The sequence below is a fragment of the Streptomyces sp. NPDC107581 genome (assembly GCF_055657175.1).
The window spans coordinates 171,391-187,498 of the sequence record NZ_JBVKBH010000007.1; the positions used below are offsets into that span (position 1 = coordinate 171,391).

Sequence of the window (16,108 nt, forward strand, 5' to 3'; positions counted from 1 at the left end):
TCGCTCATCCGACCGTTCCGAACGCCTCGCCCGCGTCGGGCAGCCCGCCCGAGCCGGGCAGATACGTGGTGGTCCCGGTGCCGGTCGTCCCGTCGGCGTCCGTCCACGGCAGGACGTACAGCGCGCCCTTCGCGGAGTCGGCGGCCTTGCTGTAGGGCACGCCGACGTAGAGGTTCGTGGTCCCGGAGGCCAGGGCCATGCCGAGGTAGTCGCGTGCGGTGGCGGTGCCCGGCAGGCCGGAGCCCCGGGTGAGGAGCTTGTCGTTCGCGCCGATCGCGGTGTCCAGCGGACGGAAGACCTGGATCGCGCCCGCGTCCTTGACGGTGGCGGTGTCCTTGCCGGGGACGCCGACGGCGAGGCGGATGTCGGCGGTCGTGGTGACGACGCTTGTGTCGGTGTTGGCGATCGTCACCCGCTGTCCCATGAAGTCCCCGGCGACCGGGTCGCCCTCGACATCCGTGGTGCTGGCGTCGAACGTCGCGACCTGCGAGAACGCGCCGGACGGCTGCACCCGCACCACCTCGACGCCGCCCGCGTCCGCCGTGGTCCCGATGTCCTCGCCCGGGATGCCGATGGCGAGGAGGGCGTCGGAGTTGTACGTCTGGTCGCTCGGCCGGTAGTTCGTCAGGGAGATCGAGGTGCCGAAGCCGTCGCCCGTCTCGGGGACGCCCCCGATGCCGGTGCTGTCCTGGTCGATGCCCACGAGCGGGGTGGGCAGCCCGCCGGAGAGGGTGTGGCTGAAGATCGCGACGCCGCCGGCGAACTCCTGGTCGCCGATCGCCTCGCCGGGCGAGCCGACCGCGAAGTACCGGTTCGTCCCGCCCGCCGAGTAGCCGAACCGGTCGTTCGCCTCGACGGTGCCGGGCACGCCGGGGTCGTTCTCGCTCACCGGCACGACCGTCGTGCCCTGCACGTACTCGATGCAGCCGGCGTCCACATAGGTGTGGCCGTCCACGGTGACGTCCTCACCGGGCACGCCGACCACCAGATACGGCTTGTCGCTCGACGTCGAGCCCGCCCGCACCGTGTAGCCGAACCAGTCGTACGCCTCGGTGGCGGTGGTCGGGTCGAGCTGTGTCTGGGTGTATCCCTCGATCTTCGAGCCGGCGCCGATGCCGGTCGGCGTGCCGTGGACGACGTAGACCGCCCCGGCGTCGACGAGCTGCTTGCCGTCCTTGGCGATGTCCTCGAAGGGGGTGCCGACCACCAGGTCCGTGCAGCCGTCCCCGTCGGCGTCGTACGACGTGCGCGAGAAGCCGAAGTGATCACTGGCCTCGGGCGCCGCGTTCATGCCGGGGGTCGCCTGGGAGATCTCCGAGACGCCCTTGCCGCCGCCGAGCACGACCCGGACGAGTCCGGCGTTCTTGACTCCGTTCACCGTGGCGTCCGGGTCGGCGATGACCGTGTCGGTCACTCCGTCGCCGTTGAAATCGCTCGACGTGCCCCCCGTGCATGTGGCCGCCGCCGCCGGCGGCGACCCCAGCGCCACAACCCCTGTTGCGGCCAGGAATACGCCGGCTATTCCCGCCAGCATTCCCGTCAGACGTGTACGCGTACGCACACCCCACCCCTCGTTCTTACCTTCGGGCACGCCGAAGTAAGACGGGCCCATGAATGACGTAAAGGGAGACTAAATACGAGCCAAATAAAGATCGTCAAGGCCGGACGGGCCGACTGGCCGCACACGGCGGGTACACAGACCGTGACCATCATCGCCTTATGCGCCGCAACGAACCGGAGGTAAGCGTTCCTCATCTAACAGGGACAAATCGGCCACCGCCTCGCTATGACATCAAGCCAGGTCACCACCGATTCACTGGATCTTCACATGACGGGTACGCGAACATCGTGCTACCTTCATGTGTCTTGAAGCTTCTCTTGGCTTCCTCTTACGCAAATTAAATCTCGGTTGGATATCGACATCACCCTCGATGCCATCGAGGCGATTGCGCATACCAGTTTTCATGGAGAGCGTTTACGATGGCCGGGCCAACCGTTTCGGTGATTATTGCTGCGTACAATGCGATGCCCTATCTGACCGGGTGCATCAATTCCGTCGCCGAACAGACCATCGGGCGTGACGCCCTGGAGATCATCGCCGTCGACGACGGCTCGACCGACGGCACCGGCGAGGAACTCGACCGCCTCGCCCAGGTGTACCCGAGCCTGCTCCAGGTGATCCACCAGGAGAACTCCGGCGGCCCGTCGGCCCCCCGCAACCTGGGCCTCGACCACGCCCGGGGCCGGTACGTGTTCTTCCTGGACGCCGACGACCACCTGGGCCCGGAGGCCCTGGAACGAGTGGTGGCCGCGGCCGAGGAGAACGGCACCGACGTGGTCCTAGGCAAGATGGTCGGCGTCGGCGGGCGCGGGGCGCCCAAGTCGATGTTCCAGCGCAACCAGCCGAAGGCCGACCTCTACTCCTCCCGCGTCTACTGGACGCTCAACCCCATGAAGCTCTTCCGCCGGGAGCTGCTCGAACGGCACCGGCTGCGGTTCCCGGTCGACCTGAAGATCGGCGAGGACCAGCTCTTCGTGGGGCAGGCCTACATCCACGCCTCCGGCATCTCGGTGGTGGCCGACTACGACTGCCTCTACTGGGTCGAGCGCGAGGACAGCGGCAACATCACCCTGCGGACCGGGGGGACGGAGCCCCGGCTGAAGTTCCTGCCCCGAGTGGTGGACATGCTGCTGGAGCACGTCCCGGCCGGCCCCGGCCGCGACCACCTGGCGCACCGGCACCTGACCGTGGACGTGTCCCAGCTGCTGGGCCATCTGGTCCGCGAGCCGCGCCCCGAGCAGGAGAAGGCCCTCGCCCAGCTCGCACAGACGATCGAACCGCTGTGGCACGAGGGCCTGAACGAGCGCTTCTCCGCCATGGCACGGCTGCGGCTGCACCTGGTGCGGCACCAGATGCTCGACGAACTCGTCGAGCTGGTCCGGTTCGAGCGGAGCCTGGGGGCCGGCGCTCCGGCCACTCCCCTGCTCATCGAGGACGGCCGCGCCTACGCCCGCTATCCCTTCCTCCGGGATCCCGCCCGCGCCGTCCCCGACACCTGCTACGACGTCACCACGCAGATCGGCACCCGGCACCACGTCGGCCGCGCGGAGATGCAGGGCACCGTGCTGCACCTCGCGGGCCACGGCTACCTGCACCGCGTGGAGACCCTGGACGTCAGCACCGGCCTGGTCCTGCGCGAGCGCGACAGCGGTGTCGAGTACCGCCTGCCCGTCACCCGCACCGCGACCCCCGGACTCGGCGCGGACGAGGACCAGGGACGGTTCTCGTACGAGCTGGCCGGATTCGAGGCGGCCGTGGACTTCACCACCGCCGCCGACGGCGGTCCCCTGGCCGACGGACTCTGGGACATCTCGCTCGCGATCGGCGCCCAGGGCCTGTCCAAGGAGGTCCGGATCGGCAGCAAGCGGGCGGACGGCGTGTCCGGGAAGGCGAGCACCCGGGTCGTCAGCGACGGCGCCGCGCTGCGGGCCGTCACCCTCTACACCACCAAGCCGCACGGCAACTTCACCCTCGACCTCGGCGAGGCCAAGCACAAGGTGCGGTCCCACCTGGGCGTCGACGTCACCGCCCGCTGGGCCGCCGACGCCCCGGCCGAGCTGGAGGTCACCGGCCGGTGCACCCTGGCCGCCCACCCGGACGGCGAACTGAAGGCCGTCCTGAAGGCCGGGAAGGGCGCGGTCGCCACGTTCCCGGCCCGCCGTACCGGCGACGACGGAGGGTTCGTCGTACGCATACCGGTCGGCACACTCGCGTCGGGACAGTGGACGGGCGAACTGCGGCTGGCGAACTGGGCCTCGCCCCTGCCCCCGCTGCCCAAGAACCTGCCCGCGGCCAAGTGGCGCCGACTTGCGCTGCCCTGGTACGCCAAGCCGGTCCCCGGCGAGGCAGGCTTCGTCCTCCAGGTCGCGCGGACCCAGCTGGTGAAGGCGGTCGTCGGACGGATCAAGTGACGGCGGCGGCCGGGGCCCGGTGACGTCGAGGCCGCCGGGACGGCGGCGGCCGGGGCTCGGTGACGTCGAGGCCGCCGGGACGGCGGCGGCCGGGGCTCGGCGACACCGGGGTTCGCGTGACGGCGGGCGGCGGTCAGGGCTCGGTGACGTCGCGGTTCCTGTGACGGCGGCGGTCAGGGCTTGGTGACGTCGCGGTTCCTGTGACGGCGGCGGTCAGGGCTTGGTGACGTCGAGGTTCGCGATGGCCGTCTTCGCCACCTCCCGGCCGCGCTCGGTGAAGTCGCCCTTGCCCGGATAGCCGACGGTGAGTTCGTACAGGTCGCCGGCGTCGGTGCGGTAGTAGAGGATCTGGAGCTCACGGGGGCGCGGGTTCTCCGAGTCGTCGGTCGTGTAGACGACGGTGTTCCTGGCGGCCTTCCTGCCGCGGTACGTGGCGCCGTCGTCCGGATCCGTCTTCGCGCCCTTCGGCATCTCGAGGGTGTACTCGCCCTCGTTCTTGAACTTCTCGTCGTCGGCGTGCATCTGGGCCGCCGCGTTGCTCTGGATCTCGTGATGGGCGTCGTCCGACTTCCTGGCGAGGTGCAGGACGATCGAGACGCTGCCGCTCCAGTCCGTGTACGACACCCAGTTCTTGTCGGAGGCGTCCTTCTCCGGGTGGCCGGGCCGGTAGGCCGCGGGGACGGCGAGGGTGGCACCCAGCCCGGGTACCCCCCGTTTCGCCCAGCCGTCGGGCAGCGGTCCCGCGAACGGGTCGGCGACGACCAGGTACCCGGCCGTCGCGGCCACCAGCACGGCCGCGCCCACCCCCAGCCAGGTCTTGCGGCCCGGGCGGCGCGGGGAGCGGGTCGCGGGCGCGGCGGCCTCCACACGCCGGGTGGGTTCCGGCGCCGGAGGGGCCGCGGCCGCCTCCAGCAGGGCGCGGACCCGCGCCGCCGTCGGACGGTGGGCCGGGTCCTTCTGGAGCAGGCCGTTGATCGCCTCGGCCAGCGGACCCCGCGCGGCGGGCGCGGCCGGTGCGGCGTTGAGGACGGACTGGAGGGTGGCCGGGGTGTTGCTGCGGCGGAACGGGGAGACGCCCTCGGTGGCGGTGTAGAGGACCACGCCCAGGGACCACAGGTCGCTCGCCGGGCCGGGCCGCCGGCCCAGCACCCGTTCCGGCGCGATGTACTCGGGCGAGCCGACGAAGCCGCCGGTGTCGGTGAGGTTCGTCTCGCCCTCGATCTGCGCGATGCCGAAGTCCGTGAGGACGACCCGGTCGTACCGGCCCAGCAGCACGTTGTCCGGTTTCACGTCCCGGTGCAGGACACCCGCCGCGTGCGCCGCCTCCAGCGCACCGAGCACCTGCAGTCCGATCCGGGCCGCCTCGCGCGCGTCCAGCGTGCCCTCCTGCAGCGCGCCGCCCAGCGAGCGTCCGCGCACCAGCTCCATCACGATCCACGGCCGGCCGTCGACCACCGCGACGTCGTACACGTCGACGACCGCGGGGTGGTCGAGCCGGGCCGCCGCGCGTGCCTCGCGGCGCATCCGCTCGAAGGCGTTGGCCCGTTCACGCTCGGGAAGGTGGTCCGGTACCCGGGGTTCCTTGACGGCGACCTCGCGGTCCACCATCTCGTCCTTGGCCCGCCACACCGTGCCCATCCCGCCGTGGCCGAGCTTGGCCAGCAGCCGGTACCGCCCGGCGATCAGCCGCCCGGCCCCCGGGTCGTGGACCGCCTGCGCGGACACTGCGGCGGGCTCCGGGCCGGCGTGCGGCGGGGCGGGGTGCGGCGGGCCGGCGTGCGGCGGGGCGGGGTGCGGGCTCGGGTACGGCAGGCTCGGCTGCGGCGGGCCCTGCTGGGGCAGACCGGGCTGGGGCAGACCGGGCTGGGGCAGACCGGGCTGCGGCGGGGCGGGCTGCGAGGGGCCGGGCTGCGGGCTCTGCCGCCGGCCGGGGTCCGGCGGTTGCAGAACAAAACTTGTCGTGTCGTCGAGCGTACCGCCGGCGGCACGGCCGGCCGTGCGACCGGCCCCGTGGTCCGCCCCGTGGTCCGCGATGTGGTCTGCGATGTGGTCCGCCGCGTCGTCCGTGGCACGGTCGGCCATGTGGTCCGCCGTGGGGCCGACTCCCCCGTCACTGCTCATGGTTCATCCATATCGCGCCATGCGCGTCCGGATCCACAGGGAAGGCGAACCGGTCACCGAGCCGTGACCGAGAAGGTGTCCACGGCCACGTCGAAGTACTCCCGGGCCTCCCGAACCTGCCCGACCGGTGCGGACACCCACACGTCGTACATCCGTCCGCCCTCCTCCCAGCACAGGTCGTAGGTGTGGCGCGGGCCCTCCACGGCGCTGAAGCCGTCCCAGGTGAACTCCCAGAACGCGGCGGGATGTCCGGCGTGCACGGTCTCGGTGACCCGTCCGTCGTGGTAACCGGGGTTGGTGCCGGGCCCGTCGGCCGCCGCCCGGCGCATCACCGCCGCGGGACCGCCGGGTTCGGGCTGCACGGACTTGATGCCGAGCCGGAAGGTCTGCCCGGCGGACAGATAGAAGACGCGCTCGCCCTGCCGCTCGCGGGTGAAGTCCTGCGGTACGGCGAGGGAGAAGCCGGCCGGATCGCGGGCCGTGCGGTAGCCGGAGGGGGCGGCATGGGTGGCGGAGGCCGCCGGTGCGCTGCTCTCGGTGGCCGACGGGGAGAGCGGGGTGCTCCCGGCCGACGGCGAGGTGCTCCCCGCCGACGGGGGCGGCGAGGTGCTCGTCCGGGCCGGCGGGCCGGTCGCCGTACCGCCCGGGGTGCCGCCGCCACCGTCCCCGCCCTGGTTCAGCAGCAGGGCCGCCGCGGACACGCCCGCCCCGGCCACCGCGGCCACGAGCAGCGCGGCCACCAGCACACCGCGCGTGGACTGACGTGCGGGCAAGGGCTGTTCGGGGGCGGACGCCGACGGGACGAGGGACCGGTGCGGCACATCGTGCTCGGTCGGCGTGTAGGAGGCGGCGCCCGCGGTACGGCCCGCGGAGTCACCGGCCCTGGGGGTGCGGCCGGTGCCCGGTGCGCCCGGCGCGTCCGGGGTACGGCCCGTCTCCAGGAACGTCCGCAGCATGACTTCGGCGTCCGCCGCGCCCAGCCGGCGGTCGGGGTCGCGCTCCAGCAGACCGTGCACGACGGGCAGCAGCGGCTCGGCCTGCGCGGGTGGCCGGATATCGGCGGCGACGACGGCGTGCAGGATGCCGCCGAGCGAGTCGCGCCGGAACGGCGACTCGCCGCTGAGCACCGTGCACAGCAGCGCGCCGACGGACCACAGGTCGGACTCCGGACCGGTGCGCACACCGGACATCCGCTCCGGGGCGGTGTACTCGGGCGAGCCGACGAACGAGCCGGTCTCGGTGAGCGTGGTGGCCCCCGAGACCTGTGCGATGCCGAAGTCGGTGAGCACGACCCGGTCGGTGCCGGACTCGATCAGCACGTTCGCGGGTTTGATGTCGCGGTGCAGCACCCCGGCCGCGTGCGCGGTGCGCAGCGCGCTGAGCAGGTCGATGCCGATCCGGGCCGCCTGGGCCGCGTCGAGGGGGCCGCTGGTGGCGATGCGGTCGGCGAGCGAGCCGCCGTCGATCAACTCCATGACGATGTACGGCCGTTCGTCCTGCTCGATCACGTCGTGCACGACGATGATGTGCGGGTCCCGCAACTGCGCGACCGCACGCGCCTCGCGGAAGGTGCGGTCACGGCGGCGCCGGGCGTCGTCGTCCGGGAGGGAGTCGTCCGGGGCCAGCTCCTTGACCGCCACGAGACGGCCCAGCACCTGGTCGCTCGCCCGCCACACGACGCCCATTCCGCCGCGCCCGATCCGCGCCAGTAGGCGGTAACGGCCCGCGATCACACGGAAGTCGTCCCCCTCGGATCCCATGAGCCCCATCATGCCGCACCGGAGCACGCCCTCCCGGGCGGTGATCGGCCAAGCCTCGCGCGTCCGGGCGGCGTTCGGGCGCCCGGAACGCCACCGACGGTTCCGGGGGCGCGCGCCTGCCGCTCGGGCGCGCGCCTCCACCACCCTCAGCTGTCGGTAGGTCGGCCGGTCCGGGCAGCCTCTACCCGCTCGCCGCCGCGCGTGAGCCGGTCCGGGCAGCCTCTACCCGCTCGCCGCCGCGCGTGAGCCGGTCCGGGCAGCCTCTACCCGCTCGCCGCCGCGCGTGAGTCGGTCCGGTTCAGCCGTCGTTCGGCTGCCAGCTCTGCAGCACCCATTTGAACTGCTTGCTCGTCCTGGCCCAGTCGGCGGAGGGCGTCGACATGTAGAGGGCGTACTCGGTGCCCTTGCGCGAGTAGTACGTCTCCTCGATGGCGTGGCGCGGGCCGGCCACGTGGGGAGGGTCCTTCTTCAGCGCGGTCCAGGTGTACTCCCACAGCGAGCCCTTGCAGTCGCGGTAGGTGTTCTCCTCCAAGGTCACGCGCTGGTAGCCGACCAGCCGCTGGAGCTGCTGTTCCAGGTCCCTCTGGTGCTGGTTGGCGTCGGCGAAGTCGGGGTTGGTGTCGATGGCGATGCGGACGAAGTGCTTGCCGTCGTCGGGCGAGTAGTCGATCTGCTTGAGGTCTCCGTCGAGGTCGTAGACCTTGCGCTTCCAGCCCTTGGGCAGGGAGAGGCTGAAGCCCAGCGGGTCGTCGTGGCGCTGCCAGCTGTCGGGGACCCCGCCGTCGGCGCCCGGGCCGGCGGAGGCCGAGGTGTCCGGCGCCGGGGTCGCCCCGCCCGCGCTGCTGTCGTGCTGGAGCGCGTCCCACTGCCGGAAGCCCACCGCCGCCCCGCCGCCGAGGACGGCCGCGACGGCGATGACGAGCGCGAGCGTGCGCAGGCGGCGCCGGGGGCGGGAGCGGGCCGGTGCCGAGCGCGGCCCGACCGCGGTGGTGCCCACCGCGGTCGGCGCCACCTCCGTCGGTCCGGTGACGGAACGGCCGCCCGCGGAACGGCCGGTGGCCAAAGGGCCGGTGGACTGTCCCGAGGTGCCCGGTCCGGAGGTGTACGGCAGGCCGGAGCCCAGGCCGGAGCTCTGCGTCGGGACGAACGCCTGTGCGGCGCTCGGCCGGCGGCCCTCCGCCGCCTCGGCGAGCATCTGCTCCGCCTCGTCCGCGCCCGGCCGCTGGGTCGGCTCCTTGCGCAGCAGGGCGGCGATGACCGGTCCGAGCGGACCGGCGTGGTGGGGCTCCTCCGCCTCCTCCTCGACGACCGCCTGCATGGTGCTCAGCGGCGAGGTGCGGCGGAACGGCGAGCGGCCCTCGACCGCCGTGTACAGCGTGGCGCCGAGCGCCCACAGGTCCGAGGACGGCCCGGGATCGTGGCCGCGCACCCGCTCGGGCGCGAGGTAGTCGACCGAGCCGACGACCTCTCCGGTACGGGTGATGGTGGTGTCGCCCTCGATCTGGGCGATGCCGAAGTCGGTGAGCAGCACCCGGCCGTCCCGGCCGAGCAGTACGTTGCCCGGCTTGATGTCCCGGTGCAGCACGCCGGCGGAGTGCGCGGCGCGCAGCGCCCGCAGCACCCACAGGCCGATCCGCGCGGCCTCCCGCTGCTCGATGCGGCCGCGCTCCTTGACCGCGTCGGCCAGCGAGTGGCCCTCGACCAGCTCCATCACGATCCACGGACGGCCGTCGTGTTCCAGCACGTCGTGGACCGTGACGACGGCGGAGTGGTTGATACGCGCGGCGGCACGCGCCTCGGCCCGGGTACGGGCGAGCAGCACGGCCCGGTCGCTCTCGGAGACGTAGAGCGCGGCGGTCAGCTCCTTGACGGCGACCGTCCGGTGCAGCACCTCGTCGTGGGCGCGCCACACCCGGCCCATGCCGCCGCTGCCGATGGAATCGGCAAGCCGGTAGCGGCCCGCTATGAGCAGGCCCTGCATCTGATTCACGTTGCCCCGCAATGCTCTTGACAGGGTCAGACTAAGGACCGGCCTGCCCACAGGGAACAAGCGGGGTGCCAAGGAAACCGCACTGTGACGGTTTTCGCTTCTGCACGCGAATGGGAACCGAATCCCTGATAGCCCGACCGATGTACACGGCGCTCAACCGGTGTAGCGGTACGTGGCAGTAGCCTGCTCGTACAACTGTGTCACCTCGTCGCGCTCGGCTTCCGGACCGCGGACCTGGACGATGTGGTAGCGGCCGTTCAGCAGGATCGCCATGTTGCGCACGTAAAGATCGCGTCCCTGGCCGTCGGTCCAGGTGAACTGCCCTTCCGCCATGGTTTGTCCGCCCACCTCTATGGTGCGCAGACCGGTCGCCGTGGCCCAGCTGGAGTTCCGGTACGGCTGGAGCTCACGCTCCTTGTCCCTCTGGTAGGCCATCGGGTCGCTGCCGTTGGCCGAGGCGCTGTCCCTGCCCGGGACGACGAGCAGTTCGAAGTTCCCGTGCGAGTAGACCACCTGGCCGCTGCCGTTCTTGGGCGTGCGGTCCCAGCCCTTGGCGACGGCGACCTGGAAGCCCTCCGGGTCGGTGCGCAGGGTGAACCCGTCGGCGACGGAGGGACCGCCTCCGGTCTGTGTCTCGGTGGCGGGCGCCGACGCCGAGGGACCGCCGTCCGCGGACTGCCCGGCCGACGGCTGCCGGGTGGGGGAGGGAGCGGAGCTCGCCTGCCCGGCGCTGCCGGTACGGTCGCTGCCCGCCGCGCCGCTCTCCCCCTGCTTCGGCATGAACAGCATCGCGTACGCCACCGCGCCGGCCAGCAGGAGCAGGATCAGCAGAAGCAGCGTCCGGCCGAGCCGGCGCGGGGAACCCGCCTCCTCCCGGGCCCGCTTGTGCCGGCCGTGCGGATGGGCCGCGGGCAGCCCGGCGCGCCGCCGCCGCACCAGCTCGCCGCGGCGCCGGACGATCGGCAGCCGGTTCGGATCGGCGGGCGGGACGGGGACGACATGGACGCCGGCGTCCGGCTCGGGCGCGGAACGCACCAGCGAGCGCAGCCATCCGCCCAGCTCCTCGAAGTCCAGCCGGTCGGTCGGGTCCTGACGCAGCAGCGACTCCACGACCGGGCGCAGCGGTCCGCACTCCTCGGCGAAGGCGGGCGGCTCCGCGCACACCAGCTGGACCAGCTCGGCCGTGGACTCCTCGGGGTAGGGCGCGTGTCCCTGCACGGCCCGGAAGAGCAGGGCGCCGAGGGCCCACAGGTCGGTGGCGGGCCCGATCGGCGCCGCCAGCTGCCAGTTCTCGTGCACGGGACCGGCCTGCTCCGGCGCCCAGCGTTCTGTCACCGGGCCCACCACGGTCATCCGCACCTGGCGCGCCCGCTCGGCGGCGAGCGCGGTACCCGGCCCCCGGCGCACGGCACCCCTGTCGCCCGGGCCGTCCCAGCGGGAGTCCGGGCCGCTCTGGGCGGACCGGGGCGCGGGGGCCGCGCCTGCGGGGAGGTGCGGCCCCTGGCCCGGGGCAGCGGCCGCGGCCGGCGGAGCACCGGGGTCGGTGCGCGGTGCGGCTCCGTGCCAGGGGGTGCCGCGCACCCCGTACGGGTCCGCTATCCGGCCGGGCGGGGTACCGGCCTGTCCGGTGGAGTACGGCGCCTCGGCCGTACCGTCCACGCGGTGGGCGTCGGGGGCGCCGTGGGCGGGCGGGCCGGCTGCGGGCAGGGCCGCACGGCCGCTCTGCCCGGCTTCCTGCACCCGGGCGGCGGCCCTGGCTCCCGCCCGGTACGCGGCGATGGCCCCGGCCCGCGCGGCACGGATGTCCTCCCCGCTCTCCAGGGCCCGGTGCTCCGCCGGTCCGGGGGCGGCGGCCTGGCCGGAGGCCCCGTTCGCTCCCGGCGCCGGCAACCCGCCGGCCGTGCGTGCCCTGATCGCTGCCCGCCGCGCGGCCTCGGGATCCGCATCGGGCGACGGAACGGATTCCGTGGCGACGCCCGGAGCGCCCATCGCACCGGCCGGACCCCCGGCGTCCTGAGCGCCACGCCCGTCGAGACCGTCGGACCCCTGTCTGCGGCCGACGCCGTCACCGGCGGCCCCGCCGCCGGGCCCGAGGGCCCCCGCCGGGCCGTCCTGGCCCTCCGGAAGGTCCACGGCGGGCACCGGGTCGTACCCGGACAGTGCCTCCTCCGCAGCGCCGACCGCGAGGCCGGTCAGCATCACGCGGCCGTCGTCGCAGACGAGGACCGTACGGGCGGTGATGTTGCGATGCACCCAGCCGTGGGCGTGCAGCACGCGCAGTGCCATGAGGACGTCGGAGGCGACCTCGGCCGCCCGGTACGGCGACAGCGGCTGCTCGGCCAGGAGTGCCGACAACGGGCGCGCCGCCACCCACTCGCTGACGATCCACAGCGAGCCGCCCTCGGCGAACACGTCGAAGACCTGGTCCAGGCGCGGATGATCGGGGATCCGGGCCGCGGCCTGCGCGGCCTCGACGGCGCGCCGCACCGCTGGGTCCGAGGGCCGGCGGGTGGCGGCCCGGGCCGCCGGGCCGCGGCGGCCCTCGCGCTCACGGGCGGTGAACCCCTCGGGCAGCCCCTCCGCGTCGAGCACCTCGGCCTCGACGACCTCCGGCAACGGCACCTGACGGACCAGCACTTCCTGGCCGCTGTAGGTGTCGAAGGCCGGGGTCTCGGTCAGTTCGTACTCGTCGGAGGGCGGCAGCGGCAGGCGGTAGCGGTCGGCGAGCACCCGGCCCGCATAGTCGTCCACATTGCCTCCCCCGGCCGACTGCCGTTCACATCCGTTCCCTTACGGCCCGTTCTGTATCCACATCCCGCTGCGTACGGTCCGCGACCATTCACGATACGTGCCGAAGGCAAACCGCATTGAGGGGATACCGGATTCGCACGGCCCCAAACCGGGCTCGTTCACATCACGACTTGGGCTCGAAGGACGTCGTCAGCGTCTTCCATGTGTCCTGGCACAGTGCGCTGTCCCAGTTGTCCGCCTTCGCGGTGTACATCAGTCCGTAACCGAGATGACCGTTCACGACGAACCCCCGGTCGACCGTGCGGTACTTGGTGCCGTCCTCGACGTAGGTGAACTCCCAGTCGGCCGTGTTCCAGTGGCGGTAGTCCACCGCTCTTATGTGGATCTTCCGGTACTGGTCGTGCCTGATGTAGTGCTCCTGGTTCTCCCAGTCCGCCACCGGATCGTCCTTGGGGGTGCTGGTCCACCCGACGAGCAGCTTCTGCCCGTCGGGCCCGGTGTAGCGGTCCCCGGCGTTGCCGGTCGACTGGTACTTCCACCCCTTGGGCAGGCCGATCGAGTACCCCTGCCCGCCCTTGCGGGTCGACTCGGCCGGCGCGCTTGCGCCGCTCTTCGCGCCGGACGAGCCGGAGCCGTCGGCGCCGGACCCGCTCGCGCTCGCCGTGCTGCCCGTCGTGGAACCGGTCGCCGCGGACGCCGAGGTGTCGCCGTCCGTCCGCGCGCCGTCGCCGCCCTTGCTTCCCTTGCTTCCGGTGCCCTTGTCCCGCTTGGTGGAGGCGCCGGCGCTCGCGGCGGCCCTGGCACCGTTGTCGTTCTTGCTGCCCTTGCCGTCGTCCCCGCCGAGCACGAGGGCCAGGACGGTGCCGATCACCGCGAGGACGACCACCACCGCGATGATCACCAGGGTCCGCCTGGGCACCACGTCGGTGAGCGGCGCCCTCGGTACCGGCCGCGGCGGCAGGTCCAGGTCCGGCGGCGGCACCACGGGCCAGCCGGAACGCGGCTTGTTCGCGCTGGAGTTCGGTGCGGCGGCAGCGCCCTGGGCCGGACGGGCCGGCCTTCCCTGCGCTCCGGCACCCCCGGCACCGGCACCGGAGGGCGCCGAACCCGGCCCGGCGAGCCCGCCGGAGGCACCGGCGGACGTACCACCGGAGGTCCTGGCCGGGGTCCCGGTCGAGCTCCCGGCCGGGGTACCCGCAGAGGTCCCGGTCGAGGCAGGGGTGGACGCAGCTGCCGCGCCGCCCCCGCTCTTCGCGCGCGCGGCGGCCGCCGCACCGGCCGCCCCGGCCGCCTTGCGGACCGACCGCAGCGCGCCGCGCAGCTTCTCCCCGGCCTCCTCGCTCCGCTTGCCCTCGGGCCCGTCGGACTGCACCGGCAGCGGAACCACCCGCGTGGCGTCCATCGGCTCCGGCTCGGGGGCGTGGATCACCACGTGGAGCATGGCCCGGGCACCGGCGTCGTCGAGCCGCTTGGCCGGGTCCTTGGTGAGCAGGCCGTAGATGACGTCCCTGAGCGGACCCGCGTTCTTGGGTTCCTCCAGGGGCTCGGTCATCACCGCGGTCAGCGTGGCGATCGCCGAACCCTTGTCGTACGGCGGCACACCCTCGACCGCCGCGTACAGCAGACCGCCGAGCGACCACAGGTCGGCCGCGGGCCCCGGCTTGTGGCCGCGGGCGCGCTCCGGGGAGATGTAGGAGGGGGCGCCGACGAGCATGCCGGTGGAGGTGATGGACGGGTCGCCCTCGACCTGCGCGATACCGAAGTCGGTGAGGACGACCCGGCCGTCCTCGGCGATGAGTACGTTGGACGGCTTCACGTCCCGGTGCAGGATGCCCTCGCGGTGCGCGGAGCGCAGCACGTCGAGGACGGCGAGCCCGACCTCGGCCGCGCGCCTGGGCTCCAGCAGGCCGTCCTCGCGGATGGCCTCGGCGAGGGACTTGCCCTCGACCAACTCCATGACGATCCAGGGCCGGTCGTCCTCGTCGACCACGTCGAAGACCGTCACCGCGCTGTTGTTGCGGATCCGGGCGATCGCCTTGGCCTCGCGCAGGGTGCGCGTGATCAGGCGCCGCTTCTCCTCCTCGTCGATGTTCGACGGGAACCGCAGTTCCTTGACGGCGACCGTCCGGCCGAGGGTCTCGTCCTCGGCGCGCCACACCGTGCCCATGCCGCCACGGCCCAGCACGTCTCCCAGCCGGTACCGCCCGGCGAGGAGACGACGCTCGCCCTTGGCCTGACGAGTCTCCTGACGGGATGTCCCCGCCCGCTCCGCCTCCGACATGCGTCCCCTCATGCAACCCGCCCTGACAGAGCCTCCATTGTCTCTCACTCGACAAGTGCCCAACGCCCAGGGTGCCTCTGGGCGCCCTGGGGGCCCCGTGCACCGCGGGACCCGCTGAAGCGGGAGTTCCGCTTGACGGGATGATGGGCTCCGACCAGGGAGGGAGCCCGGATGCCGACGCTTCGGACAGTCCTGTCCATATGGGTACTCCTGGTCCTCCTGTTCGTCCCTGTTTCCGACGCCGGATCCGCGACCGACGCCACGGACGCGGCCCTCCCCCTGCTGGTCACCGAGGGCGGGGCGCCCGCCGCGGCCCTCCTTGCCCGCGCCCCGGACGGCTCCCGCTACGCGTCCGCCGGCCGGGGCATCGCGCGGGCCGACCACTTCCGCGCCGGCAGCATCACCAAGACCTTCATCGCGACGGTCGTGCTGCAACTGGCTGCGGAACACCGGCTGTCCCTCTCCGACACCGTGGAACAGCATCTGCCGGGGCTGCTCCGCGGACGCGGCACCGACGGTCGGCACATCACCCTGCGCGCCCTGCTCACCCACACCGGCGGGCTGGCCGACTTCGCCCGGGCCACCGACGGGACCGTCCCCCTGACCCCGCTTCAGGCCGTGCGCATCGCTCTCGCCCTCCCTCCGGCCCGCCCGGGCCACTACTCCTACTCCAGCACCGACTACGTCCTGCTCGGCATGGTCGTCCGGCAGGTCACCGGCCACTCGTACGCCGACGAGGCCCGGCGCCGGATCATCGATCCGCTCTCGCTGACAGGCACCTCCTTTCCCGGGTCCCGCAGATCACTGCCCCTGCCGCACGGCCGCGGCTACGCCGCCGACGGCTCCGACGTCACCCGGCTCGACCCGCGCGTGGCCGGCGCGGCGGGTGAGCTGGTGACCACACTGGCCGACCTCGACCGCTTCTACGCGGCGCTGCTCGGCGGCCGGCTGCTGCCCCCGCGCGGGCTGCGCGAGATGCTCAACACCCGTGCCGCACACGGCTCGTACGGCATGGGGATCTTTCCGGCAAAACTCCCGTGCGGCATCACGGTGTGGGGACACAACGGCCGGATATCCGGAAGCTACGTGCGCACCGCGGCCACCGCCGACGGCCGACGCGTCCTCACCTTCCGTGTGAACACGGACGCGATTGCAGATCCCCGGCTCGAACCGGCCCTGCTCGCTGCCGAATTCTGCCCTCGCAATAGGTAGAACGGCCGGGGTCCGAGCAGA

At 73.0% G+C, this 16,108-nt stretch carries 8 protein-coding genes; 2 read left to right on the forward strand and 6 right to left on the reverse strand.

Annotated elements, in window-relative coordinates:
• Positions 1-4 precede the first annotated feature (4 nt).
• Positions 5-1,414, reverse strand: a complete 1,410-nt coding sequence (locus ACZ7P3_RS19580; RefSeq protein WP_472083278.1) for an integrin alpha — start codon at positions 1,412-1,414, stop codon at positions 5-7.
• A gap of 611 nt (positions 1,415-2,025) precedes the next feature.
• Between ACZ7P3_RS19580 and ACZ7P3_RS19585 the strand changes: the two genes are divergently transcribed.
• A complete protein-coding gene (locus ACZ7P3_RS19585) occupies positions 2,026-3,972 on the forward strand; it encodes a glycosyltransferase family 2 protein (protein ID WP_472083280.1) in 1,947 nt (648 codons plus the stop codon).
• A gap of 213 nt (positions 3,973-4,185) precedes the next feature.
• On the opposite strand, the gene ACZ7P3_RS19590 is transcribed toward ACZ7P3_RS19585, so the two are convergent.
• From ACZ7P3_RS19590 to ACZ7P3_RS19610, 5 genes are all read right to left on the reverse strand, one after another.
• Entirely contained in the window at positions 4,186-6,093 is a 1,908-nt protein-coding gene (locus ACZ7P3_RS19590) for a serine/threonine-protein kinase (RefSeq protein WP_472083282.1), read from the reverse strand.
• Positions 6,094-6,146: 53 nt separating this feature from the next.
• A complete protein-coding gene (locus tag ACZ7P3_RS19595; protein WP_472083284.1) occupies positions 6,147-7,853 on the reverse strand; it encodes a serine/threonine-protein kinase in 1,707 nt (568 codons plus the stop codon).
• A 298-nt stretch (positions 7,854-8,151) separates the two neighbouring features.
• On the reverse strand, positions 8,152-9,834 hold the full coding sequence (locus tag ACZ7P3_RS19600; protein WP_472083286.1) for a serine/threonine-protein kinase: 1,683 nt from the start codon (positions 9,832-9,834) through the stop codon (positions 8,152-8,154).
• A 162-nt stretch (positions 9,835-9,996) separates the two neighbouring features.
• Positions 9,997-12,594 (reverse strand): protein kinase, encoded by a 2,598-nt coding sequence (locus ACZ7P3_RS19605; protein WP_472083288.1) that lies wholly within the window; start codon positions 12,592-12,594, stop codon positions 9,997-9,999.
• A 163-nt stretch (positions 12,595-12,757) separates the two neighbouring features.
• Positions 12,758-14,875, reverse strand: coding sequence for a serine/threonine-protein kinase (locus ACZ7P3_RS19610; protein WP_472083290.1), 2,118 nt, complete (start codon positions 14,873-14,875; stop codon positions 12,758-12,760).
• A gap of 171 nt (positions 14,876-15,046) precedes the next feature.
• On the opposite strand from ACZ7P3_RS19610, the gene ACZ7P3_RS19615 reads away from it, so the two are divergent.
• On the forward strand, positions 15,047-16,087 hold the full coding sequence (locus ACZ7P3_RS19615; RefSeq protein ID WP_472083292.1) for a serine hydrolase domain-containing protein: 1,041 nt from the start codon (positions 15,047-15,049) through the stop codon (positions 16,085-16,087).
• Positions 16,088-16,108: the final 21 nt, after the last annotated feature.

Coding starts and splice junctions, on each gene's coding strand:
- ACZ7P3_RS19590 (WP_472083282.1), bottom strand. CDS start 6,093: ATGAGCAGTGACGGGGGAGTCGGCCCCACGGCGGACCACATGGCCGAC.
- ACZ7P3_RS19615 (WP_472083292.1), top strand. CDS start 15,047: ATGCCGACGCTTCGGACAGTCCTGTCCATATGGGTACTCCTGGTCCTC.
- ACZ7P3_RS19610 (WP_472083290.1), bottom strand. CDS start 14,875: ATGTCGGAGGCGGAGCGGGCGGGGACATCCCGTCAGGAGACTCGTCAG.
- ACZ7P3_RS19600 (WP_472083286.1), bottom strand. CDS start 9,834: ATGCAGGGCCTGCTCATAGCGGGCCGCTACCGGCTTGCCGATTCCATC.
- ACZ7P3_RS19585 (WP_472083280.1), top strand. CDS start 2,026: ATGCCCTATCTGACCGGGTGCATCAATTCCGTCGCCGAACAGACCATC.
- ACZ7P3_RS19595 (WP_472083284.1), bottom strand. CDS start 7,853: ATGGGATCCGAGGGGGACGACTTCCGTGTGATCGCGGGCCGTTACCGC.